This window comes from Arthrobacter sp. Y81 (assembly GCF_002929335.1).
GTDB lineage: Bacteria > Actinomycetota > Actinomycetes > Actinomycetales > Micrococcaceae > Arthrobacter.
In genome coordinates, this window is the sequence record NZ_PJIL01000002.1 from 488,157 (window position 1) to 512,526 (window position 24,370).

Here is a 24,370-nt window from a genome sequence, read left to right on the forward strand (position 1 = left end):
CTTAGGTTTGTGAGCCACCTCTCACCGTTGTGCAAAATGCCCTATAGTGTTCTGGCATGAGACTTAATGCACACATCGAAAGCCCGCAGGCCGCGGCGCTGACCGGGCAGGTCAGCGTTGACCTTACGGCCATTTCGGACAACATCCGCAACCTCCGGGAGCGCTCCGCAGCACCGCATTTCATGGCCGTGGTGAAGGGCAACGCCTACGGCCACGGCCTGGTCGACGTCGCCCGGACAGCGCTGGAGGCCGGCGCGGACTGGCTGGGCACAGCGCAGCTTCACGAGGCGATCGCCCTTCGCCGGGCGGGCATCACCGCCCCGGTCCTGTCGTGGCTGTATCTCGCGGCCGCTTCCAGCGGGACGATCCGGGAGGCGCTGGAGTACGACGTCGATGTGTCGCTGGGCAGCGTTGCCCAGCTCGACGTCGTGGCCGGCATTGCGCGCCGGCTCGGCCGTCCCGCCGTCGTCCATCTTGAACTGGACACGGGGCTGAGCCGCGGCGGGGCGCGGGCGGAGGACTGGGCGGAGCTCGTGACCGCCGCCCGCTCTGCGGAGCGTGCGGGAACCCTGTCCGTCAGGGGCGTCTGGACCCACCTGGCCTGGGCCGATGTTCCCGCGCACCCCGCCAACATGGCAGCCGTGGACGCCTTCGAAGAAGCCGTCCGGGAGGCCAGGGCGGCAGGGCTGGAACCGGCCCTCCGGCACGTCTCAAGCTCCGCCAACATCCTTGACCGGCCGGAATTCGCGTTCGACATGGTGCGGGCCGGCCTGGCGTTCTACGGGCTGGCCCCGGCGGACCACCTGGCCCCGGCCGACTTCGGCCTGCGCCCCGCCCTGACTGTGACGGCGCCGGTGGTGCTGGTCAAGAAAGTGCCCGCGGGGACAGGAGTGAGCTACGAGCACCAGGCCTTCACGCACGAGCCGCGGTATCTCGGGCTGATCCCGCTGGGTTACGCGGACGGCATTCCGAAGGGCATTTCTGGCCGCAGCCTCATCCTCCTTGGCGGCCGCCGGGTCCCGGTGATCGGCAAGGTCTGCATGGACCAGTTCATGGTGGACCTGGGCCCGGATGCCAACGGCGTGGCCGTTGGTGACACAGCTGTGCTATTTGGCGATCCGCAGACCGGGGCGGCGAGCGCCGATGACTGGGGCGCGGCGATCGGCAGCCACGGCGACGAGATCATCAACCGGATCGCCCCGCGCCTGCCGCGGGCGTACGAGTGCCCGGATTACCAGGAAGCCGGTGGTCCCGTTGGCGCGTGAGGCGGCCGCCGAGCGTCTCGGCTTCGTCACGCTGGAGCAGTTCCTGCAGAAGCTGCCGCCGGAGCTGAAAATACTCCACGACGGCGGCAACGGTGCCGGGCTGCTCCGCTGGGTGGAACCGAGCGAGCTGGAGGACCCGACGCCGTACCTGGTCGACGGCGAATTCATCCTCACCGCCGGGCTGCCGTTCCTTGGCGACGGCGGCGCAGGAGGGAAGGTGGACGCCTATGTGCAGCGGCTGGTCGGCGCCGGCGTGGGCGCCCTGGGATTCGGGCTGGAACCATACTTCGATGGCGTGCCCGGCGCCTTGGTTGACGCGTGCCGGCATCACAACCTGACGCTGGTGGAAGTTCCCAAGACTGTTCCGTTTGCCGCGATCGGGCTGGAATTCTCGCAGCTGCTGGAATCGGACAATGCACGGGTGTTCAGGCAGCTGGCGGACACCAACAGGCAGCTGATGCGTGCGGTCCTTTCGGCCAGGCCGGAACACGAGCTCCTGGCGGCGCTGGTGCAGCGGGTTCCGGTGTGGGCACTGCTCGTGGGTGCGGACGGCAGGGTCCGCGCCCGGGCCGCAGCCGGCGGAAGCGCAACCAGCGCACCCGGCGGAAGTGCAGCCGGCTCCACCAACCCGGGAGGCGGACCGTGGAACTCGCCCGCCGCCGTCGAACTTTCCGCCCTGCAGCCGATACTGAAAAGGCTGCTGGCCGGCAGCGGCCCCCGGGTGGAAATGGATTCCCTCGACGAGCCCGGTTCCGCCCTGGTGTTCGGCCATCCGCTCCGCAGCACCCGCGACGCCAACCTCGGCGCGCTGATCCTTGGATCCGGCAGCCCCCTCACGCCCGCGCAGAACAGCGTGGTGTCCTCTGTCGTCGGACTCCTGGAACTGCTGGTGCGGCAGCGGACCAGCGGTTCACTCGCGCCGAGCCAGCTGGCGACGGCGCTGCTGCTGCACCCGGACAGCATGGCGTCCGGCGGGACCAGGCATGTCAACGGGCTCAAGGACCTCCTGGCGCAGAGCATTTCGTCCACGCGTTCGGCACCGCTGCGGGTCGTCCAGGGACTCAAAGCCGACGCCGACTGGCCGGCTGGCGACAGCCCCGTCCGGGAACTGCTGCAGTGGCGCCGGATGTTCGACACCAAGCTGGTGGAGATCACTGACTACGGCTTCGCTGCCATCACACGCCTCAAGGTGGACGACGCACTGCTGGCCGAGACGGAGAAGCTCGGCTGGCGGCTGGTGATCGGGGATGCCACGGAGTTCCAGGGGCTGGCTTCCGCATACCAGAGGGCCACTTCGCTGCGCGCACGGGTGCAGGCAACCGGGAGGAGTGCCCGGGTGGACGAGGTGACGTGGTCGGTCGCCGGGCTGCTCGGCCGCGAGGCAGGGACCATGCTGGCCGCCCGGCTGCTGGAGCCCGTGCTCAGTCAGGAAGACCCTGAGCGACGGTCCGCCCAGCTGGCGGTGCTGCGGACTTGGCTCGGCGAAAACGGGAGCTGGGACGCCACAGCGAAGGCCCTTGGCCTCCACCGCAACAGCGTCCGCCGGCAGATCAATGCCCTCGCTGAGCTGCTGGACACCGACTTCAACCAGGCCCAGGTGCGCGCGGAGCTCTGGTTCGCCCTTCAGTACGTGGACGAATCCCAGTCACGGTAGAGGTCCGGCCGGCGCTCCCGGAGGTACGGCACGGCGTCCCGCGCTTCCCGGGAGGCAGCTGCGGAGACTTCGGCGAACAGCAGATCCGGCGACGCTCCGGCCGCGGCCAGTAGCGTTCCGTCGGGACCGGCGATCACACTGCCGCCCAGGAACTCGCAGCCGTCCTCCGTGCCCGAGTGATTGGCGTAGGCCACGGTCAGCTGACTCTCCAGTGCCCGTGCGCGCAGCAGGACCTGCGGGACGGAATCGAAGCCCTGCGACAGGGCCGTGGGAACCAGGAGCAGCTCGGCGCCGCGGACGGCGGCAGCACGCACGGCCTCCGGAAATTCGACGTCATAGCAGATCACCATGGAGGTCCTGATCCCGTGGAAGTCCACGACGGCGGGAGGTTCGGCTGCTGGGCTGAAGGCCTTGCGCTCCTCCGCGCCGAACAGGTGCACCTTGGCGTAGTTCAGCAGCTCTGCACCCTCCTGGTCCACGAGGGTGGAGGTGATCTGCCACCGCCCGTCCGCGGTCACGGCCGGCAGGCTGTAGACCAGGGCGATGCCGTTCCGCCGGGCGATGCCGGCCAGCTGCCGGCGGATGGACGGCAGCCTGGCAGGGTCCAGATCCGCCCGGATCCGAAGGGGCGCGTAACCCACGGGGAACAATTCCGGCGTGACCAGCACCCGGGCCCCGGCCGCGGCGGCTCTTTGGGCGGCGTCATTGACTGCGCCGCAGTTGGCTTCCACATCGAGCACGGCGGAGTTCGCCTGCATCAGCGCCAGCAGCACCATTACCACCTCTAGAAGTCTCCGGGATGCCCGCGGGAACCCGCGGACTCTCTGTATCTACCAGCCTAGCCACGGGTGCCTGCGGTGGCCCAGGTGCATTTCCACCCGGAATCCGCGGCCGGCGGTGCGGAACGTCCGTGGGCACCGGTCCGGCAACGTGATTGCATGTTGCGTTAACTTCTTGACTGCAACGGTGGAGATGGTGCACGCTTCATTGCATGCCCTCAACACCGCGCTCAACGAGGAGCCGAACCAAGAATCCTGGTTCACAGTCCGCATTGAGGCACCTGAACCAGCAACGGATCATCGAGTGCCTTCTGAACGGTCCGTCAACCCAGGCTGAACTCGCCCGGCAGACCGGCCTGTCCACGGCCACGGTCTCCAACATCGTCAAGATCATGCAGGACGCCGGGCTGGCGTCCACGGAACCGATCACCAGTTCCGGCCGGCGCGCACTTAACGTCCGGCTCAACAGCAACGGGGCCGTCGCCGTGGGCATCGACTTCGGCCGCCGCCACCTCCGGGTGGTTCTCGCCACGCTGAGCTACCACATCATCGCCGAAGAGTCGGTGCTGCTGCCGCTGGGCCACCACTCCGACGAAGGCATCCGGGCCGCCGTCGACCTCCTGGCCAAACTGCTGGACGAAAGCGGCGTGGAACGCAGCGCCGTGGTGGGTGCCGGCGTCGGAATTCCCGGTCCCATCGACCGCCGCACGGGCACCGTTGCCCAAGGCGCCATCCTCCCTGAGTGGGTGGGAATCAACATCCTCCAGCACCTTGAGGACACCCTGAATTTCCCCGTCTTTGTTGACAACGACGCCAATCTTGGTGCACTCTCCGAGGTCACCTGGGGACCCCACAGTGGCATCAGTAACCTGATGTTCCTGAAGATAGGTTCGGGCATCGGCGCAGGCCTGATCCTCAACAGTGCCCCGTACTACGGCAACGTGGGCATCACCGGCGAAATCGGCCACGCCACCATCCATGAGCACGGCCTCATCTGCCGCTGCGGAAACAGGGGATGCCTTGAAACCATTGCCTCCACAACCACCATGATCGAGCTACTCAGCCGCGGCGAGGAGAAGCCGCTCAGCGCCGAAGACATCGTCCGCAAGGCGCTGGAGCGGGACTCCGCAACCCTGCGGGTAGTGGACGACGCAGGCCTGGCCGTGGGCCGGGCCCTGGGCAACGTGGCCAACCTCATCAACCCGGAAGTCATTGTGGTGGGCGGTCCGCTGGCCGGGTTGGGAGACCTGCTCCTGGACCCCATCCGACGGGGGCTTGTCCGCCATGCGGTGCCCGTGATCGGCGAGACCACCACTCTGACGATGTCGTCGCTGGGCGACCGGGCGGAGGCGCTCGGGGCTGCCGCACTCGTCTTCCAGCATGCGGGAATACGCCGCTCCTGATCGTTTCGTTATCTGGCTGTTGCGTTAAAGACTTGACGACAAGGGCTGTGATCCAGTTTACTTTTTCATCAGACGGCCCTGCGGTTTGCGGGGCGGACAACGAAGTCATGCATTGGAGGCGTAAGGGCATATGACGTCCCAGACCACGCACAGCGATCCGATACTTCTCGAGATGCGCTCCATCACCAAGGAATTCCCCGGCGTTAAAGCTTTGTCCGAGGTAAGCCTGCGGGTGAAGGCCGGCGAGATCCACGCAATCTGTGGTGAGAACGGCGCCGGCAAGTCCACCCTCATGAAAGTCCTGTCCGGCGTGTACCCGTACGGCAGCTACGACGGCGACATCGTCTACCAAAACGAGGTTCAGCAGTTCAAGGACATCCGCGCCAGCGAGCATGCCGGCATCGTGATCATCCACCAGGAACTGGCGCTCATTCCCGAGCTGTCCATCATGGAGAACATCTTCCTGGGCAACGAACCCACCAAGCGCGGCGTGATCGACTGGGCCGAGGCCAGGACCCGGTCCACGGAGCTACTGGCCAGGGTGGGGCTGCGCGAAGATCCCGATACCGCCATCAAGGAAATCGGCGTCGGCAAGCAGCAGCTGGTGGAAATCGCCAAGGCCCTGAGCAAGTCGGTAAAACTGCTGATTCTGGACGAGCCGACGGCAGCGCTGAACGAATCCGATTCCCAGCACCTGCTGGATCTCATGCTGGGGCTCAAGGGCCGCGGCATCACGTCCATCATCATTTCCCACAAGCTCAACGAGATCGAACAGATCGCCGACTCCATCACCATCATCCGTGACGGCAAGTCCATCGAGACCCTCGATGTGAAGGCCGACGGCGTTGACGAGGACCGCATCATCAAGGGCATGGTGGGCCGGACGCTGGAATCCCGATTCCCGGACCACGAACCCAAGATCGGCGAGGTGTTCTTTGAGGTCAAGGACTGGAATGTGGGCCACCCGCAGATCCAGGACCGGATGGTCTGCAAGAACTCCAACTTCTTCGTCCGCCGCGGCGAGATCGTCGGTTTCGCCGGGCTGATGGGCGCCGGCCGCACCGAGCTGGCACGCTCGGTGTTCGGCCGCTCATACGGGCGGTTCATCTCGGGCCAGATCTACAAGGACGGCAAGGAGGTCACGCTCCGCACCGTACGCCAGGCGATCGACAGCGGACTTGGCTACGTCACGGAGGACCGCAAGTCCCTCGGCCTGAACCTCCTCGATGACATCAAAACCACCACCGTCGCGGCCAACCTCAAGAAGATCAGCAAGCACAACGTGGTGGATCCCAACAAGGAGTTCACCGTTGCGGAGCAGTACCGCAAGTCGCTGCGGACCAAGACGCCCTCGGTGGAAGAAGGCGTCGCCAAGCTCTCGGGCGGCAACCAGCAGAAAGTGGTGCTCGCGAAATGGATGTTCACCGACCCGGACCTGCTGATTCTTGACGAGCCCACCCGCGGCATCGACGTCGGCGCCAAGTACGAGATCTACGGCATCATCCAGCAGCTGGCCAACCAGGGCAAGGGAGTGATCGTGATTTCCTCCGAGCTGCCGGAGCTGCTTGGCCTCTCCGACCGCATCTACACCATCTTCGAAGGCGCCATCACAGGTGTCCTGGACAAGGATGACGCCAGCCAGGAAAGCCTGATGAAGCTCATGACATCCGCCCGCAAGACCGCCGCCTGACCCTGTGGATACCTCCAGAACCTTCCAGACACAAGGACCGAAACAATGAACGCGCTCAAGAAGCTCTTTGGCGGAAACACCCGCCAATTCGGCATGATCTTCGCCCTGGTTGCACTGATCGTCTTTTTCCAGATTTTCACTGAGGGCCGCACGCTCACCCCGGGCAACGTCATCAACCTCTTCAACGGCAACTCCTACATCCTGATCCTGGCCATCGGCATGGTCCTGGTGATCATTGCCGGCCACATCGACCTCTCTGTCGGCTCCGTGGCCGCCTTCGTCGGCGTCGCCGTGGCCCTGGCGATCCGTGACTGGGGCATCCCCTGGTACGCCGGTGTCCTGCTGGGCCTGGCACTCGGGGCGCTGATCGGGGCCTGGCAAGGGTTCTGGACCGCCTATGTGGGCATCCCGGCCTTCATCGTCACCCTTGCCGGCATGCTGCTGTTCCGCGGCTTCAACCAGTTCGTCGGCAAGTCCAACACCATCCCGGTCCCCAACGACTTCCAGTACCTCGGATCGGGCTACCTCCCCGAGGTGGGACCCAGCACCGGGTACAACAACCTCACCCTGCTCCTGGGCCTGCTGGCCGTGGCCTGGGTGGTCTTCAGCGAAGTCCGTTCACGCCGCCGGGCCATCGCGCTGGGTGCCGAAGTCCCCGAATCCTGGGTGATGATCCTCAAGCTGGTCCTGATCTGCGGCGCCATCCTGTACGCCACGTACCTGTTCGCCACCGGCCGCCCGGGCACGTCCTTCCCCATCCCCGGCCTGATCCTCGCCGTCCTGGTCATCATCTACGGCTTCATCTCGTCCAAGACCATCGTCGGCCGCCACATCTACGCTGTGGGCGGCAACCGGCACGCCGCCGAACTCTCAGGCGTCCAGTCCAAGAAGGTCAACTTCCTGGTGATGATGAACATGTCCATCCTGGCCGGCCTGGCCGGCATGATCTTCGTTGGCCGCTCCACCGCCTCCGGCCCGTTCGACGGCGTCGGCTGGGAACTGGACGCCATCGCTGCCGTGTTCATCGGCGGCGCCGCCGTGACCGGCGGCGTGGGCACCGTGATCGGCTCGATCGTCGGCGGCCTGGTCATGGCTGTACTGAACAACGGCCTGCAGCTCCTGGGCGTCGGCGCCGACCTCACCCAGATCATCAAGGGCCTGGTGCTCCTGATCGCCGTCGCCTTCGACGTCTACAACAAGACACAGGGCAAGAAGTCCATCATCGGCATGATGATGAAGAACTTCGGCCGCACCAGCACCGAGCTGCAGCCGGACGAGACCACGGCCACCAAGGACGTCATCCGCAAGGAAGCCTGAGCGCTTCCCCACGATTCTCCGCACACCATCTAAAGAAAGTGAACCAAGCAATGCAAATGATTGGTAAAGCAGGAAAGGCAGCAGCGATCGCTGCTATTGCGGCACTGGCGCTGACAGCCTGCGGCCGCGCCGAAACCGGCACCACAGGTGGTACCAGCGGCGGCGAGGCATTCCCCCAGAACTCCTCGATCGGCGTCGCGCTCCCCCAGAAGACCAGTGAAAACTGGGTGCTGGCCGAAAAGCTGTTCAACGACGGCCTGAACGGAGCCGGCTTCAAGGCTGACGTCCAGTTCGCCAACGGCGGCGTCTCCGAGCAGCAGAACCAGATCAGCGCCATGGTCACCAAGGGTGCAAAGGTCATCATCGTGGGTGCCATCGACGGGGCCCAACTGGGTACCCAGCTCAAGCAGGCCAAGGACTCCGGCGCCACCATCATCGCCTACGACCGTCTGCTCCTGAACACCGAGAACGTGGACTACTACGTGGCCTACGACAACTTCAAGGTGGGTGAGCTCCAGGGCCAGGCGCTGCTGGACGGCATGAAGGCCAAGAAGCCTTCCGGCCCGTACAACATCGAGCTGTTCGCCGGTTCCCCGGATGACGCCAACGCGAAGGTCTTCTTCGACGGCGCCATGAGCATCCTCCAGCCGAAGATCGACGACGGAACGCTGAAGGTGCTGTCCGGCCAGAAGTCCTTCGAGCAGGCCGTTACCCAGGGCTGGAAGGCTGAGAACGCCCAGCGTCGGGCCGACACCCTGCTGACCGGCAGCTACGGCACCGCTTCCCTTGACGGCGTCCTGTCCCCGAACGACACCCTGGCGCGTGCAGTCCTGACGTCCGTCAAGGCTGCCGGCAAGCCGCTTCCGATCATCACCGGCCAGGACTCAGAGGTTGAGTCCGTCAAGTCCATCATGGCCGGCGAGCAGTACTCCACCATCAACAAGGACACCCGCAAGCTCGTTGAGCACGCGATCACCATGGTCAAGGACATCCAGGCCGGCAAGACGCCTGAGATCAACGATGACAAGTCCTACAACAACACGGTCAAGACGGTTCCGGCATACCTGCTGGATCCGGTCATCGTGACCAAGGAGAACGTCAAGACGGCCTACGTCGACGATCCGGTACTCGGCCCGATCACCAAGTAGTCCGCGCTTCGGCGCCTGCAAGTCAAAGGCCCCGGCCCGCCCGACAGGGTGGGACCGGGGCTCTTGCGTTCCCCGGACCGCACAGCCGCCCGGTCTTCACAGCGCAAACACAGCTTCGGCCCGACCTCCGCACAGCCGCGCGCAGCACTGTGGGATCAGCACGCCGGCCATCCCGTCCGGCCAGAGATCTAGGAGTACCGTGAGCGTCCTCGCCCGAAGTGTAGGCAATGCCTTCAGAAACAAGGTCCGAACCGGGGCCGTGGTGGCGGTGCTGGCAGTGGCAATCGGCCTGGCCCTGTCCATGCTGGTGGCCAACCAGGCAGTTGCCGCCAAAGTCACCGAACTGAACGCATCGGTGGGCACCGTGCTGACCGTCAACCCGGCGGGCGGCCAGGGCTTCGAAGGCGGCGGCGAACCGCTCACGGCTGAACAGGCCGCCACTGCGGCAGCGGTGCCCAACGTGACCGGCGTGGTCGGCACCAAGGCGCTGCGCCTGCGCAACGCAACCGAAGCCGCAGCACAGTCCGCCGCCGGAACCCAAGGAGCCGGAACACAGGCGGCCGGCCCCGGCGGAGGCCAGGGCGGACCCGGCGGGCAGACCACCACCACGCTGACCACCAGCCTCACCGCCGCCGTCGACGCCGGAACGCTCGGCAACCGCAACCAGGCCGGCGAGGGAACCACCGGATCAACCGGAACCACCCAGCCGGCGCGGACCATGTCGCTGCCCATCACCGCCACCGGAACCGGCGCCGAGGTGGACAGCACGGGCAGGGCCCTCGAGATCACCGAAGGTTCCGGCCTGGGCGACTACACCGCCGAGTCAACCAACGCGCTCCTGGGCACCACCCTCGCCGAAAAGAACGGCCTCAAGGTGGGCTCCACGTTCACCATCAATGACCAGACCTACACCGTTGCCGGCCTATTCGATGCAGGCACCTCGTTCGGCAACAACGCCCTCTACGTCACCCTCCCGTCCGCCCAGACACTGGCTGAACTTCCCGGCGAGCTGTCCACCATGATCGTCACGGTGAACAGCATGGAGAACGTGGACGCCGCCAAGACCGCGCTCCAGGACGCCCTCGGTACCGGCAAGGCCGATGTCACCCAGGGCCAGCGCAACCTGGAAACCGCCGTCAGCTCCCTGGGCAGCGTCAAGAACATCTCCTTCATCGCGTTCGTCGCCGCACTGGGCACGGCCGGCCTGATCATCCTCCTGATCATGGTGATGCTGGTCCGCGAGCGCCGTCGTGAAATCGGTGTGCTCAAGGCGATCGGCGCCCCCAACCGCACCATCGGACTCCAGTTCGTCCTTGAGGCGCTGGTCCTGGTGGCGCTCGGCAGCGTGGTGGGTGCCGCCGTCGCGTCCTTCGCCAGCGGAGGCATTGCCTCCGCCCTGATCAGCTCCAATTCGACGACGGCGGCGGCCACCACCACCGGCCGCGGCATGCCCGGCGGGGCGGCTGGCTTCCCCGGCGGCGGCGCTGGTCTTCCCTCTGGGGGGCCGTTCGGCGGCGCGTCCCAGCTCCTGACGACAGTCACCGCTAGCGCCTCCCCCGGCGTGATCGCGGCGGGCATAGCCGCAGTGTTCGGCGTCGCCATCATCGGCGCCCTGGTTCCCGCACTCCTGACCGCCCGCATCCGCCCCATCGAAGTCCTCCGAGGAGAGTAGCCATGATCGAAGTCAAGAATCTCGTCCGCACCTTCAAGTCCGGCGACCGCACCATCAAACCCGTCAACGACGTCAGCTTCGAACTCGAACAGGGCACGCTCGCCTCCATCGTGGGCAAGAGCGGCAGCGGCAAGAGCACGCTGCTGTCCCTGCTGGGTGCGCTGGACAAGCCCACCAGCGGAGACGTCGTCGTCAACGGCGTCAGCCTGGCCAGCATGCCGGACGGCAAGCTGACCGAATACCGGCGCCGCGACATCGGCTTCGTCTTCCAGCAGTTCAACCTGATCCCCAACCTGTCCGCCGTGGACAACGTGATGCTGCCCATGGAGTTCGCGGGGGTCCGCAAGGCCGCGCGGCTTGCGCGGGCAAAGGACCTGCTGGAGCAGGTGCAGCTGGATCCGGAGAAGCACGTGCGCCGCATCAACCGCCTGTCGGGCGGCGAGCAGCAGCGTGTGGCGATTGCCCGCGCGCTTGCCAACGAGCCCAAGCTCATCCTGGCCGACGAGCCGACCGGAAACCTGGACGAGCAGACCGGTGACCACATCATCGAGCTCCTCAGCTCGCTCAGCCGCGACCACAACACCACCATCCTGGTGGTCACGCACGACAGGGCACTGGCCAACAAGACGGACCGCCGATTCCGGCTCCAGCAGGGGCGCCTCTCCGAAGAGCCCGCACGCACCCGGGTGGGAGCGGCCGCCCCGGCGTAGGCGGGGGCGCCCGGGAGCGTCGGTGGGAGCGCCCGGGAGCGTCGGTGGGAGCTGAGGGCGGGCCGATTTGGACCCTCTCTCAGCTCCTGCAGTCTTTAAGGCAACCCTCTCTCACTTTTCGCACGAAATATTCGGACGCTCTCTCAGTACTTGCGCGTATTTCCTGAACGCTCTCTCAGCTGAGTGAGAGGATGGCACAATGAGTGCCCCTATCGCGCAGCCGTGGCTGTTCAGCCAGTCCGACCAGGATCCCCGTTCCGCCACAGGACGCACTCTGAGGTGGGGCGTAGTGGCAACAGGCGGCATTGCCCAGTCGGTGGTGCAGGACCTCGTCCAACTCGCCGATGCGGACCTCTACGCAGTTAGCTCCCGCACGCAGGCTACGGCTGATGCGTTCGCGGCCAAGTACGGTTTTGCCAAAACGTACGGTGACGATGCCAGCGGCACAGGCTACCAGCGGCTGTTGGCGGACAGCGCCGTGGATGTGGTCTATGTGGCCACTCCGCACGCCCAGCACTACGAAGTGGCCCTGGCCGCACTCAATGCAGGCAAGCACGTGCTGTGCGAAAAGGCCCTGACCATCAACGCGCGGGAAGCTGCCGAACTCGTGGCCCTTGCACGGTCCAGGAAGCTCTTCCTGATGGAAGCCATGTGGAGCCGGTTCCTGCCCAGCATGCAGCGAGCGTTCGACATCGCGGCGTCCGGAGAACTCGGAGCCGTCCAGTGGGTCACCGCGGATCTCGGATTCCCGGCGGTCTACTCCCCCACCGCACGTATCTGGGCCCTCGAGGACGGCGGCGGCGCGCTCCTCGACCTGACTGTTTACCCCCTGTTGTGGGCATTGGGAACCTTGGGCCTGCCCCAGTCCGTCAGTGCCACAGGCACAGTAAACGACGACGGCGTGGATGCACAGAACGCGTTGACGCTCGGATACCACCACGGAGCGCAGGCCCAACTGACATCGTCCCTCACGGCCTACGGTCCGCGAACAGCCACCGTCGCTGGAAGCCTGGGGTATTTGCAGTCCATCGGTTCAATCAATAACCCCAGGGAACTGCTGGTAAGAATCGGCATGGAGGAACCGCGGATTGAACGCTTCGACGTCGTCGGCCGGGGCTACACCTACGAGCTCCGCGAGGTCACCCGATGCATCCAGCAGGAACTCACGGAGAGCCCGGTCATGCCGCTTGAGGATTCGCTGAATGTCATGCGGCTGTTCGACGGCGTCCGTGCGCAGCTCGGCGTGGCCTACCCGAATGATGCGCGCTAACCCGGCCCGACGGGCATCGGAAAATAATCAATTCGCCGGACTACTAACCGAAAACTCTGGACTCCTGCTCTTTGTCGTGCCTAGGCTGTAGGCAATCGTCGATTTTTCGAGGAGCATCGGGGGGGTGTCGCGGATGGAATCAGCACGTTCGCCATGGCGCACGCTCCGTACCTTGATCCTTGCAGGCGCGGCAGCGACGGCGTGGCTGGCACTTTCAGCCCCTGCTGCCAACGCCGAGTCGACACCCGATTCCGGTTCGCTGTTGGGCACCATCAGCTCGTCTGTTTCGTCGGTGGCTGGCACAGCCGCTACCCCGGTCAACGACACCCTGGCCTCCGTCAGGCAAACTGTCGCCGAACCTCCAGCCCAACTGGCAGCTCCCGAACCGGCCGGCAGGCTTCAGCCTCTTACCGGCGCGGCAACCGGAACCGTGGACTACTTCATCGACGCGGTTCCGGTGGTGAACCAGATAGTGCCCAGCGGGACCAGCGGCACAGTCACGTCACCCGTAATCGCGGCAGCTGACACGTTTGCGGCCGATGCCGCTCACGCCGTTTTGCCCGCCGCGGGCGATGCCCTGCCCGTTCTTGAACCGGTCCTTGAGCCGGTGGACGAGCTGCTGACGGGCACGGATACGCTGCCACTCCCTCTTCCGGGTAGTGAAGCCCTGGCCCCGGGACTTGCGGCTGTTACGGATTCTTCCGCTTTCGACGGCGGTTTCGGCACCGAAGTCGGGCCAGCCCCGGGCGTGCAGTTGGGCGCCATCCCCCTCAGTTACCGGTTGTCGCTGACGCCGGAGTCCACGTTATCGTTGCCGGTCGCCAACCTTGGCTCGGCGCGTTCTTCCGCTGCGCCTGCCTGGAGCCCTGAATCCCCCGGCAACGGCGACGGCACTGCAGGCCCTTATGAGCTTCCGGCTGTTCCGGGCTCCGGTTCGGGGACCAGCCAGTCGTCCGGCGCTGGCCCCGGCGGCCCTGCTTGGCTTTCAACTTTCCACCTGGACGTTCCACTGACCGGTGTATTCCCCGTCAGCGGCCCCCTGCAGAATTCCCCCGCGCCGGTGTCTTTCGACCCCGGTTCATCTCCTGACTAGTTGGGCCTCCCCTGCGCCTATGCGCGGAAAACGGCCACTTGGGCTGCCTTGGGCGCCCAACAACAACTTTCAGGAGAAATCACAATGCACGCACATATTCGCAGAGGGCTGCTCAGCACCCTCTTTGCCGGAGGGTTACTAGCCCTCGGCACCACCGCTGCCAGCGCAGCGGATACAACGAGCGGGTCGGATGGTCTCACATCCGGCACTACCGCCACGGTCTCAGCGGCGGTTGCCGCAAACTCGTCGTTGGGCCTACTGGGTGACTCAACGCCGGAAAACACCACCGCTGATCTGGGCGCAGTCGTGGACGTCAACCTTGGTACCGGCAACGGCACCACGGGTACCGACGCCACGACGGCTGACGTCGCGGCAGTTGCCGACATCAACCTCGGCACCGGCAACGTCGGGACAGCAGGAACCGACAACACCACCGCCGACCTCGCCGCCGCTGTGGACATCAACCTCGGCACCGGCAGCGGCACCACGGGTACCGACGCCACGACGGCTGACGTCGCGGCAGTTGTAGATCTCGGCCTCGGCACCACGGGTACCGACACGACGCCAGCCGACCTCGCCGCCGCTGTGGACGTCAACCTCGGCGCTGGCACCACGGGTACCGACACGACCACGGCTGACGTCGCGGCAGTTGTAGATCTCGGCCTCGGCACCGGTACCACGGGTACCACGGGTACCGACACCACCGCCGACATCGCCGCCGTCGTAGACCTTGGCCTCGGCACCGGCACCGGCAGCGCCGGAACGGCAGGATCTGACACGACTACAGCTGACCTCGGCGCAGTTGTCGACGTCAACCTTGGCGCCGGCAACGGCAACGGCAACACCGGTACCGACACGACCACGGCTGACCTCGGCGCAGTTGTCGACGTCAACCTCGGTACCGGTGACGTCGGGACAGCAGAAACCGACAACACCACCGCCGACCTCGGCGCAGTTGTGGACCTCGGGCTCGGCGCAGGCACCACCGGAAGTGATACTGCTGTGGATCTGGGTGTCGACCTCGGTGTGGGCGGCTCAACCGATACGGGCACCGGCACCACAGGCGACCTTGGGGTCGACCTCGGCATTGATCTGGGCATCGGCGGACCCGCCACCGGCGGCACCGTCCCCGGCGGCACTGCCCCCGGCGGTACCGTCCCGGGTGCAACCAACCCCGGCGCTCCTGCTACGGGCGTCGAGCCGGGCGGCAACGTCCCAGGCACCAACGCCCCGGGCATCAACCCCGGCGGTGCAGCTACCGGAACCGGCATGAATCCCTCGGCTGCAACGGTGACCGGCACGAGAGCCAATGCAACCGCAGGCACTGGTGCACCGATGCTCGCCAACACGGGGGCCAACGTTGAACTGTTGACTGCGGCGCTGCTTCTCCTCGCGGCCGGCATGATCATCATGCTCGTGCTGTACCGGCGGAAGAAGGCCTAGTCCGGCTGCTGACAGGATGACGGGCGCCGCCCGTATCCTGTCCGGCCAGGCTCTAGGAATATTCAAGGGAATGGCCCGGGAAGCCCGCAAGGCCTCCCGGGCCAGGCCGCTGCCCGCTGTGATTCCGGCACACGCACGAGAACTACCAAGCACCCTTATGAAAATGATGGCAGTCCCCGTATCATTCTTGGAGTGCGTTCCGCCGGAACGCTGAAAAGGATGGCACATCGTGGAGAGTTCGCCCAGTGATACGGCAGAGGTCCTAGGCGGCCGCTATCGTCTCGGCGAGGTCATCGGACGCGGTGGCATGGCATCGGTCTACGCGGCCAGGGACGAGAACCTCGGCCGGGACGTTGCACTGAAGCTCTTTGCCCCGCAATCCACCGACGCCGACGAACTCAAGCGGCAAGAAGCGGAGATCGAGCTCCTCGCCACGCTGAACCACCCGAGCCTCGTGACTCTGTTCGATGCGGGCATCGATTCCCGTGTGCCGGAGGAACCCCGCCCGTTCCTCACCATGGAGCTGATTGAGGGGCAGGACCTCCGGACCCGGATCCGGCACAGCCCCGTGCCTCTGGATGAACTGGCGGTGATCGGAGCCGGCGTGGCCGATGCCCTGGCCTACATCCATAACCTGGGCATCATTCATCGCGACATCAAGCCGGCCAATATCCTGCTGATACAGGTCCGGCCGGGTGAACCCCTGCGTCCCAAGCTGACGGATTTCGGCATCGCCAGGATCATCGACGGCACACGGCTGACCGCGACCGGGACCATGGTGGGGACAGCCGCCTACCTGAGCCCGGAACAGGCACGGGGCGCGGACCTGGGTCCCGCCAGCGACATCTATTCGCTTGGCCTGGTATTGCTCGAATGCATCAAGGGCGCGGTGGAGTATCCGGGAGGCGCCATTGAATCCGCCGTGGCGCGCCTGCACCGGTCCCCGGAGATCCCCGGCAATGTTCCCGCCGAGTGGTCCAGGCTCATCAGCTCCATGACGGCCCTGAACCCGCTGGACCGTCCGTCGGCCGCCGATCTTGAGACCGCCCTCCGGCAGGCCCTTGTCTCGCCGGACTCCGCGCCCGGCGCCATGGCTGAGGAGCCCACGCGGGTACTTCCCGCACCCCCGTCGCGTCCGCCGCTCGCCGTCCCGGAAAGCATTAGGACAGCGGATTGGGAGACCGGCCCGCGCACCACCGCTCCCAGAAAGACCACGGGACGCAGCCCGGTGCGCGCCAGCATCACCCAGCGCCTTCGAACGCTGGGCAGACGAGGCAAGCTGGCTGCCGCATTGGCCGTGCTGGGAGCACTGGCAGTGGCCGCCGTGATCGTCCTCTCCGTCAATACACCCGAAACACCGGCTCCTGTTCAATACCCGGCGGTCACCGGCACCCTGGGTGAACACCTCGACCAGCTACAGAAAAGCGTGGAACCGTGAGTTCATCGTCGATGCGCCGCCCCCGGCAGTTGTCACACAAGCCTTGGCGGACAGTCCTGGCTGCGGGTCTGATGTCGGCTGTTCTCGCTGGCTGCGGCACAGCAGCCCCCGACCTTCAAAAGGATGCCGCCCAGCAATTGCAGGCCAAGGTCCTGACTGTTTCCGAAGCCGCCGCCGGCAGCGATCGGGCTGCAGCCCTGAAATCCCTGGACGAGCTCGTTGCGCAGCTCGACGCCTCGGCGGCCGACGGAAGCGTATCCTTCAAACGCCACCAGGCCATCATGAAGGCCATCGAAGCAGTCCGCGCCGACTTGGTAGCAGCGCAGGCTCAAGCCGAAGCGGCCGCGGCGGAAGCTGCAGCGGCAGCAGAAGCCGCAGCCACCGCGGCCGCCCAGGCCTCGCAGGCCGCCGCGCAGCCGCCGGCGCAGGTCCAGGCTCCCGCGCCCGCCCAAGGAAATTCCGGGCCGGGCAAAGGCGAAAAAGGCAAAGACAAGGACGACTGAAAACCGGCTCTCACGCCACCGGACTTCAACCGTCCCTGCCTTGATCTGCCAGCGCGGAACCGCGCCCACATTCTGTTGGGAATCAGGACCCGGACGCCGGGAACCGCTCCCATGCCCGGTGCGCCGCCAGCAGCTCCTGAAGCAGCGGAACAACGTCAGCCGGGCCGTCACCAAAGGCCAAACCGGGAGCATCCTGCGGAATGCTCGCGGCGTCCACGGCGGCGGCACCTGCGCCCCAGCCGCCGATCGCCTTCGCGTGGCGGAAGGCCTCAGAAAGCAAGAGGATCACCCTCGGATCAAGGGTTGCCCCGGGTTCGCCGGCCTTGGCATCCAACCCCTGGTCGGCGTCCGGGGCCGGGTCAGCGGACCCGGCGACCAGCACGGCGTCAAACTCCGTGGAGCGAGCGGTGAGGTACGTGCGCTGGACGGGGATCCCGCCGTCGGACTCCGCTCCCAGGAACCCTCCGGACGGTGCGACCACCAACGGCACGATGCCCGCGGCGTCCAAAGCCGTGCGCGCGGCACGCACAGCGGCCAGGTCGCTGGATGCGTCGGCCACAATACCCACCACGCGGCCCTTCACTGGCCAGGTTCCGCCGATCTGGGATAGCGCGGGGCTCGGGTCAGCGTCGGCCACATCGACCGAAGCTGCGGGCGCCGGCATGCCCAGGCCAGCGGCGACGGCAGCGCAAAGTCCGGCGTCGACATTGGCCAGGTTCCGCAGCTGGCGTTCCCGAATGGCTTCCTCCCGGCATTTGCCGAGTTCGAAGGTGTAGGCCTGGATCACATGGTCCTGCTCCACCGGTCTCAGGCTCCTGAAGAAGAGCCGCACCTGGCTGAAGTGATCGTCGAACGACGCCGGCGACTTCCGTTCCTTGACGGCCGCCGCCAGCTGCTCGGGAACGTCGATGAACGCGCTGAGGTCCGCCCCGGCGAGGAAGGGGCAGCCGCCGTCGAGCGAATTCGGGTGGTACGGCGCCGCTCCGCCATGGACCGCCTGCTGGTGCATTCCGTCCCGGAGCATGTCGTTGACGGGCGCCTGCGGCCGGTTGATCGGGATCTGTCCGAAGTTCGGGCCGCCCAGCCTTGAGATCTGCGTGTCGATGTAGGAGAAGAGCCGTACCTGCAGCAGCGGATCATTAGTGACGTCGATGCCCGGCACCAGGTGGCCGGGGTGGAAGGCAACCTGCTCGGTTTCGGCGAAGTAGTTCACCGGGTTGGCGTTGAGCGTCATCAGTCCGATCGGCTGCACCGGGGCGAGCTCTTCAGGCACGAACTTGGTGGGGTCCAGCAGGTCGATTCCCTCGAAGAATTCCTCTTCGAGGTCCGGGAACACCTGCACTCCCAACTCCCATTCCGGGTAGGCTCCGGACTCGATCGCGTCGGCAAGGTCGCGCCGGTGGAAGTCCGGGTCCATGCCGTTGATGAGCTGGGCTTCTTCCCAGACCAGCGAGTGCACGCCCTGCTTGGGCTTCCAGTGGAATTTGACGAGCACCGTTTCACCGGCGGCATTCACGAAGCGGAAAGTATGGACGCCGAAGCCTTCCATGGTGCGGTAGGAGCGGGGCAGGGCGCGGTCGGACATGTTCCACATGGTGTGGGCCTGCGCCTCGGTGTGGAGCGAAACGAAATCCCAGAACGTGTCGTGGGCGCTCTGGGCCTGCGGGATCTCGCGGTCCGGGTGCGGCTTGGCGGCATGAATGATGTCCGGGAACTTGATGCCGTCCTGGATGAAGAACACCGGGATGTTGTTGCCCACCAGGTCGAACGTCCCCTCGTCCGTGTAGAACTTGGTCGCGAACCCGCGGGTGTCCCGGACGGTGTCGGCGGAACCGCGGGAGCCCAAGACGGTGGAGAACCGGACGAAGACCGGGGTTTCGACGTCCTTGGCCAGGAACCCCGCCCGGGTGATGTTCGCTGCCGACCCATAGGCGCGGAAAGTGCCGTGGGCTCCGGCGCCGCGGGCGTGCACCACGCGCTCCGGGATGCGCTCGTGATCGAAGTGGGTGATCTTTTCGCGCAGGTGGTGGTCCTGGAGCAGCACGGGACCGCGCCGGCCCGCCTTCAGCGAGTGGTCCGTGTCCTGGAGCCTCAGGCCCTGCGCCGTGGTGAGGTAGGCGCCGGACTGCGCGCGGGAGTGGACCGGGGCGCCGCTCGGGGTTCCCGTCGGTGAAACGGCTTCGGGGCCCTGCTGGTCCGGCTTGGGCGGGAGCGGTTCACGTGGTTCGGTCGGTTCGGCGACACTGGGCGGTTCGCTCGAGACGGCACCAGGAATCTGGATGTTGCGGTCTTCTGGCATGGACATTTCTCCTCGGTATCGACAATCCACCGCTGCAACCGGCCTCAGGTCGGAAGCTAAGCTTGCTTAGTACTCTAGGGAAGATGCTCCGCGACCACAATGGAACGGCAGAATATTCATCAGCAAACTTACTATTTGGCGCGAATGTCGCTAGGTTTGATTAAGCGCGCCAACAAAGCCCGCAACGAGATCAGAACCGCGGGCCACCGGCCCGCCAGCTGAAGGAGTGATGTACGCATGGCAACTGTCCAGGAATCAATCAACGTAAACGTCCCGCTGAGCCAGGCCTACAACCAGTGGACCCAGTTCGAGGACTTTCCGCACTTCATGAGCGGCGTGGACTCTGTCCGGCAGCTCGACGACACCACCGTTCACTTCAAAACCAGCATCGCCGGCGTCAAGCGCGAATACGACGCCCGGATCACCGTCCAGCAGCCGGACCAGCGCGTGACCTGGGAAAGCCTGGACGAGCCGCACAACGCCGGAACTGTATGGTTCGAAGCACTCAACCCGACCGAAACCAGGGTCAGCGTTGAACTGGCCTGGGAGCCGGACTCCGCAGTGGAGAAGGTCGGAGCCGCCGTCGGGCTTGATTCGCACCAGGTGGCCTCCGACCTCAAACGGTTCAAGAAGTTCATTGAAGAACGCGAAGTGGAGACCGGCGCCTGGCGGGAACGCGTCAGCGACAGCGAGGTCGGCGGCGCCGCCGGGACCGGCACGAAGGAAATTCCGCTTACTGCCACCACCGCGGTCCCCCTCGAGGAGGAAGTGGGCTACGACTCGGAGCCCACGGAGCGTCCCGTGAACACGGACCCCGACATGGCCACCGAACCGCCGTTCGGCAAGCACGTTCAGCGCTGAGGCCGCGGCGCAGCCCACGGCGGCGCCGCGTGACAGCGCCGCCGAGCACCGCGGCGCAGCCCACGAAAAACGCCCCGACTCCCGTGATGGGAGGCGGGGCGTTTCGCGCTCTGCGGGTCTGGCTACTTGGCCAGTCCTGACAGCACTTCCGTGAATGTCGCGGACGGACGCATCACCGCGGCAACCTTGGCCACGTCCGGGCGGTAGTACCCGCCGATGTCCACCGGGGAGCCCTGGACTGCGAGCAGCTCGGCAATGATGGCGTCCTCGTTCGAGGTCAGGGCTTCGGAGACAGCTGCGAAGTCGGCGGCCAGTTCGGCGTCGTCGGTCTGCTGGGCCAGTTCCTGGGCCCAGTACTTGGCCAGGTAGAAGTGGCTTCCGCGGTTGTCCAGCTCCCCCACCTTGCGGCGCGGGGACTTGTTCTCGAGCAGGAACGTGCCGGTGGCGCGGTCCAGGGTGTCGGCGAGGACCTGGGCACGCTTGTTGCCCGTGGTGGTGGCAAGGTGCTCGAAGCTGACTGCGAGGGCCAGGAACTCACCCAGGCTGTCCCAGCGGAGGTGGTTTTCGTTCAGCAGCTGCTGGACGTGCTTCGGGGCGGACCCGCCTGCACCGGTTTCGAAGAGGCCGCCGCCGTTGATCAGCGGGACCACGGAGAGCATCTTGGCGCTGGTGCCCAGTTCCAGGATGGGGAAGAGGTCCGTGAGGTAATCGCGGAGCACGTTGCCGGTCACCGAGATGGTGTCCTCGCCCTTGCGGATGCGCTCCAGCGTGAACGCGGTGGCCTTCACCGGGGACATGATTTCGATCTGGAGGCCCTCGGTGTCGTATTCCTTGAGGTATTCCTTGACCTTGGCGATCAGGTTGGCGTCGTGGGCGCGCTCCTCGTCCAGCCAGAACACGGCGGGGGTTTCGGAGGCGCGGGCGCGGGTGACGGCCAGCTTGACCCAGTCACGGATCGGCACGTCCTTGGCCTGGCAGGCGCGCCAGATGTCGCCCGGGGCCACCTGGTGTTCAATCAGGACGGCACCCTTGCTGTCCACAAGCTGCACCGTACCGGCGGACTGGATCTCGAAGGTCTTGTCGTGGCTGCCGTATTCCTCGGCGGCCTGCGCCATGAGGCCCACGTTCGGGACGGTGCCCATGGTGGTGGGGTCGAAGGCGCCGTTGGCGCGGCAGTCGTCGATGACAACCTGGTAAATGCCGGCGTAGCTGCTGTCCGGGAGGACGGCGAGTGTGTCGGCTTCCTTGCCGTCCGCGCCCCACATGTGGCCGGAGGAGCGGATCATGGCGGGCATCGAGGCGTCAACGATGACGTCGCTGGGAACGTGCAGGTTGGTGATGCCCTTGTCGGAGTCCACCATCGCCAGTGCGGGGCCTTCTTCCAGGCCCTTCTTGATGGCAGCCTTGACGCCTTCGCGGACATCTTCGGGAAGCTCTTCGAGGCCGCCCAGGATGGAGGCCAGGCCGTTGTTCGGGCTCAGGCCGGCCGCGGCGAGCTGTACGCCGTACGTGTCGAACAGTTCGGTGAAGTAGGCCTTGACCACGTGGCCGAAGATGATGGGGTCGGAGACCTTCATCATGGTGGCCTTCAGGTGTGCGGAGAAGAGCACGCCTTCTTCCTTGGCACGGGCAACCTGGGCAGCCAGGAATTCATCCAGGGCGGCGGCGCGCATCACGGTGCCGTCAACCACTTCGCCGGCCAGGACGGGGAAGCCGCGCTTGAGGACCTTGACGGTGCCGTCTTCCTTGACCAGCTGGATCTTGATCGTGTCGTCAGCTTCGATGACCACGGACTTCTCGTTGGCGCGGAAGTCTTCGGCACCCATGGTGGCCACGTTGGTCTTCGACTCCGGGCTCCACGCACCCATGGAGTGCGGGTTCTGGCGGGCGTAGTTCTTCACGGACAGCGGCGCGCGGCGGTCCGAGTTGCCTTCGCGCAGGACCGGGTTGACGGCCGAGCCCTTGATCTTGTCATAGCGGGAGCGGATGTCCGTCTCGGTGTCGGAGGACGGGTTGTCCGGGTAGTCCGGAAGGTCGTAGCCCTTGGCCTGGAGCTCGGCGATGGCCGCCTTCAGCTGCGGAATGGACGCGCTGACGTTGGGGAGCTTGATGATGTTGGCTTCCGGCTTCTTCGCCAGGTCGCCCAGTTCGGCCAGGGCATCGCTGATCCGCTGTTCTTCGGTGAGGTAGTCACCGAACACGGAGATGATGCGGCCAGAGAGGGAGATGTCGCGCGTCTCCACTTCCACACCGGCAGTCGACGCGTAGGCTTCGACGATCGGCAAGAACGAATAGGTGGCCAGCATGGGCGCTTCGTCAGTGTGGGTATAGATAATCTTGGCCATTGCTTGGGCGTCTCCTGAAGGTATATACATCTGGAACTCTCGCGTTATTTCAACATGCTTAACTTACCCGAGTAGGGCGGGTCGACGCCCATCGGGACCCGTAGAGGGCCGTAGCATGACCCCGCCAGCTGCCGTGAGGGGACCGGAGAGAACGCCGTAAAATCCGCAATACAAGAGTTGTGTATCTCTTTACAAAGTTGTCACGGCTGGGTAGGTTCATCTCCACTAGCGGCGGCCACCATCTGAGGCCGCCGCATCACGACTGGTTAGGACAACCATGACGAAATCGAAGACTCTGGCTACCAGCCTCTTGAGCCTCACCGCCGCGGCACTGCTTGCGGTCTGCGCAGCCGGCGGGGCAACGGCCTCACCCACATCAACCCAGGACGGCGGGCAGGTCGCCAGCCAGCCGGTGGACAGCGCGAATGTCGCCAGCTACTGGACAGCCGACCGCATGCGCACGGCGGTTCCCGGCGATGTGTTGGCCAGCAAAGCGCTCCAGCGCGGCAACGCTTCATCCGCCGCTGCAGTGGAAAAGGGCTCAAGCACCAGGATTGCCGGCAAGGCGGGCAAGGGCAAGACGTCGCTGCACGCCGACGAGAATCCGGTGTCCCACATTGGCAAAGTCTTCTTCACCATGGCCGGCGGCAACTACGTCTGCTCCGGCAACTCAGTGGTTTCCAACAACGAGAACACCGTGTCCACCGCAGGCCACTGCCTCAACGAGGGACCGGGCGCGTTTGCCACCAACTTCATCTTCGTCCCCGCGTACCTGGACGGTGCCGCACCGTACGGCAAGTGGGCCGCCAAGGGCCTGTACACCCCCACCCAGTGGAGCTCGGCCGGGGACATGCAGTACGACACAGGCTTCGCCGTGGTGTCCCAGCTCAACGGCCAGAACCTGGCCGACGTCGTGGGCGCATCGGGCGTCCAGTTCAACGCTGCCCGCGGCCTGGCCTACAAGTCCTACGGCTACCCCGCCGCTGCCCCGTTCGACGGCGCATCCCTGGTGAGCTGCACCGGACCGGCGAGCAATGATCCGTACAGCCCGCAGTTCCAGACCCAGGGCATCCCGTGCGACATGACCGGCGGCTCCTCGGGCGGTCCGTGGTTCATCGGCACCAGCTCCAGCGGCTACCAGAACTCCGTCAACAGCTACGGCTACGGCAGCCGGTCCGAGGTTATGTACGGACCGTACTGGGGCTCAGTCATCCAGCAGGCGTACTCGAGTGCATCGTCAGCGAACTGACAACCCGGAGCCTGCTGACCAGGGCGTGAGCCACAGCAGCGCCAGCCAGACCCCGGAGGAGATCCTCGCCTACTGGACGCCGGAACGAATGGCCGAAGCAAAACCCCGGGAGGTCCGGCTCGCAGAGCCGGCGGCAAGCCCCGACGGTGACGCGGACGCTGACGCTGCAGAAAACTAACTGAATGAACGACGACGGCGACCGTCCCTTTTCGGGGGCGGTCGCCGTCGTGC

19 protein-coding genes are annotated in these 24,370 nt (G+C 65.8%); 16 read left to right on the top strand and 3 right to left on the bottom strand.

Features of this window, described 5'->3' with window-relative positions; all coding sequences use genetic code 11:
- The first annotated feature begins 56 nt into the window (after positions 1–56).
- A complete protein-coding gene (alr, locus tag CXQ91_RS04915; RefSeq protein WP_104172783.1) occupies positions 57–1,265 on the top strand; it encodes an alanine racemase in 1,209 nt (402 codons plus the stop codon).
- On the top strand, positions 1,255–2,919 hold the full coding sequence (locus tag CXQ91_RS04920) for a PucR family transcriptional regulator (protein WP_104172864.1): 1,665 nt from the start codon (positions 1,255–1,257) through the stop codon (positions 2,917–2,919). Before alr ends, CXQ91_RS04920 begins: the two co-directional genes overlap by 11 nt.
- Here the strand turns inward: CXQ91_RS04920 and CXQ91_RS04925 are convergent.
- Positions 2,889–3,695 (bottom strand): nitrilase-related carbon-nitrogen hydrolase, encoded by an 807-nt coding sequence (locus CXQ91_RS04925; protein WP_104172784.1) that lies wholly within the window; start codon positions 3,693–3,695, stop codon positions 2,889–2,891. The genes CXQ91_RS04920 and CXQ91_RS04925 overlap by 31 nt on opposite strands.
- 215 nt (positions 3,696–3,910) lie before the next feature.
- On the opposite strand from CXQ91_RS04925, the gene CXQ91_RS04930 reads away from it, so the two are divergent.
- The 11 genes from CXQ91_RS04930 to CXQ91_RS04980 all read left to right on the top strand — a co-directional run bounded on the left by CXQ91_RS04930 (position 3,911) and on the right by CXQ91_RS04980 (position 17,385).
- Complete coding sequence (locus CXQ91_RS04930) at positions 3,911–5,101, top strand: ROK family transcriptional regulator (protein WP_104172785.1); 1,191 nt, start codon at positions 3,911–3,913, stop codon at positions 5,099–5,101.
- Positions 5,102–5,231: 130 nt separating this feature from the next.
- A complete protein-coding gene (gene mmsA, locus CXQ91_RS04935; protein WP_104172786.1) occupies positions 5,232–6,791 on the top strand; it encodes a multiple monosaccharide ABC transporter ATP-binding protein in 1,560 nt (519 codons plus the stop codon).
- 45 nt (positions 6,792–6,836) lie between these two features.
- A complete protein-coding gene (gene mmsB / locus CXQ91_RS04940) occupies positions 6,837–8,108 on the top strand; it encodes a multiple monosaccharide ABC transporter permease (protein ID WP_104172787.1) in 1,272 nt (423 codons plus the stop codon).
- 50 nt (positions 8,109–8,158) lie between these two features.
- A complete protein-coding gene (locus CXQ91_RS04945; RefSeq protein WP_104172788.1) occupies positions 8,159–9,256 on the top strand; it encodes a sugar-binding protein in 1,098 nt (365 codons plus the stop codon).
- A 199-nt stretch (positions 9,257–9,455) separates the two neighbouring features.
- Positions 9,456–10,928, top strand: a complete 1,473-nt coding sequence (locus CXQ91_RS04950) for an ABC transporter permease (RefSeq protein WP_104172789.1) — start codon at positions 9,456–9,458, stop codon at positions 10,926–10,928.
- Positions 10,929–10,930: 2 nt separating this feature from the next.
- Positions 10,931–11,638 (top strand): ABC transporter ATP-binding protein, encoded by a 708-nt coding sequence (locus CXQ91_RS04955; protein WP_104172790.1) that lies wholly within the window; start codon positions 10,931–10,933, stop codon positions 11,636–11,638.
- A gap of 199 nt (positions 11,639–11,837) precedes the next feature.
- The gene (locus tag CXQ91_RS04960; protein WP_104172791.1) at positions 11,838–12,908 is read left to right on the top strand and encodes a Gfo/Idh/MocA family protein; all 1,071 of its coding nucleotides are present in this window, start codon (positions 11,838–11,840) and stop codon (positions 12,906–12,908) included.
- Between the two features lie 133 nt (positions 12,909–13,041).
- A complete protein-coding gene (locus CXQ91_RS04965; RefSeq protein WP_146072299.1) occupies positions 13,042–14,001 on the top strand; it encodes a hypothetical protein in 960 nt (319 codons plus the stop codon).
- Between the two features lie 84 nt (positions 14,002–14,085).
- Complete coding sequence (locus tag CXQ91_RS04970) at positions 14,086–15,444, top strand: hypothetical protein (RefSeq protein ID WP_146072300.1); 1,359 nt, start codon at positions 14,086–14,088, stop codon at positions 15,442–15,444.
- 229 nt (positions 15,445–15,673) lie between these two features.
- Positions 15,674–16,882 carry a serine/threonine-protein kinase gene (locus CXQ91_RS04975; RefSeq protein ID WP_104172794.1) on the top strand — a complete coding sequence of 403 codons (1,209 nt, stop codon included), beginning with the start codon at positions 15,674–15,676 and terminating at the stop codon, positions 16,880–16,882.
- Positions 16,879–17,385: a mucin-associated surface protein gene (locus CXQ91_RS04980; protein WP_258073827.1), complete on the top strand. Its 507-nt coding sequence runs from the start codon at positions 16,879–16,881 to the stop codon at positions 17,383–17,385. Before CXQ91_RS04975 ends, CXQ91_RS04980 begins: the two co-directional genes overlap by 4 nt.
- Positions 17,386–17,467: 82 nt before the next feature.
- On the opposite strand, the gene CXQ91_RS04985 is transcribed toward CXQ91_RS04980, so the two are convergent.
- Positions 17,468–19,684 carry a catalase gene (locus CXQ91_RS04985; RefSeq protein WP_104172865.1) on the bottom strand — a complete coding sequence of 739 codons (2,217 nt, stop codon included), beginning with the start codon at positions 19,682–19,684 and terminating at the stop codon, positions 17,468–17,470.
- A gap of 237 nt (positions 19,685–19,921) precedes the next feature.
- Between CXQ91_RS04985 and CXQ91_RS04990 the strand changes: the two genes are divergently transcribed.
- Positions 19,922–20,545 (top strand): SRPBCC family protein, encoded by a 624-nt coding sequence (locus CXQ91_RS04990; RefSeq protein WP_104172796.1) that lies wholly within the window; start codon positions 19,922–19,924, stop codon positions 20,543–20,545.
- A gap of 122 nt (positions 20,546–20,667) precedes the next feature.
- Here CXQ91_RS04990 and CXQ91_RS04995 read toward each other — a convergent pair whose 3' ends face one another.
- Positions 20,668–22,890 (bottom strand): NADP-dependent isocitrate dehydrogenase, encoded by a 2,223-nt coding sequence (locus CXQ91_RS04995; RefSeq protein ID WP_104172797.1) that lies wholly within the window; start codon positions 22,888–22,890, stop codon positions 20,668–20,670.
- 277 nt (positions 22,891–23,167) lie between these two features.
- Between CXQ91_RS04995 and CXQ91_RS05000 the strand changes: the two genes are divergently transcribed.
- Positions 23,168–24,139: a serine protease gene (locus tag CXQ91_RS05000; protein WP_104172798.1), complete on the top strand. Its 972-nt coding sequence runs from the start codon at positions 23,168–23,170 to the stop codon at positions 24,137–24,139.
- A 25-nt stretch (positions 24,140–24,164) separates the two neighbouring features.
- Positions 24,165–24,317: a hypothetical protein gene (locus CXQ91_RS05005; protein WP_258073828.1), complete on the top strand. Its 153-nt coding sequence runs from the start codon at positions 24,165–24,167 to the stop codon at positions 24,315–24,317.
- Positions 24,318–24,370 lie beyond the last annotated feature (53 nt).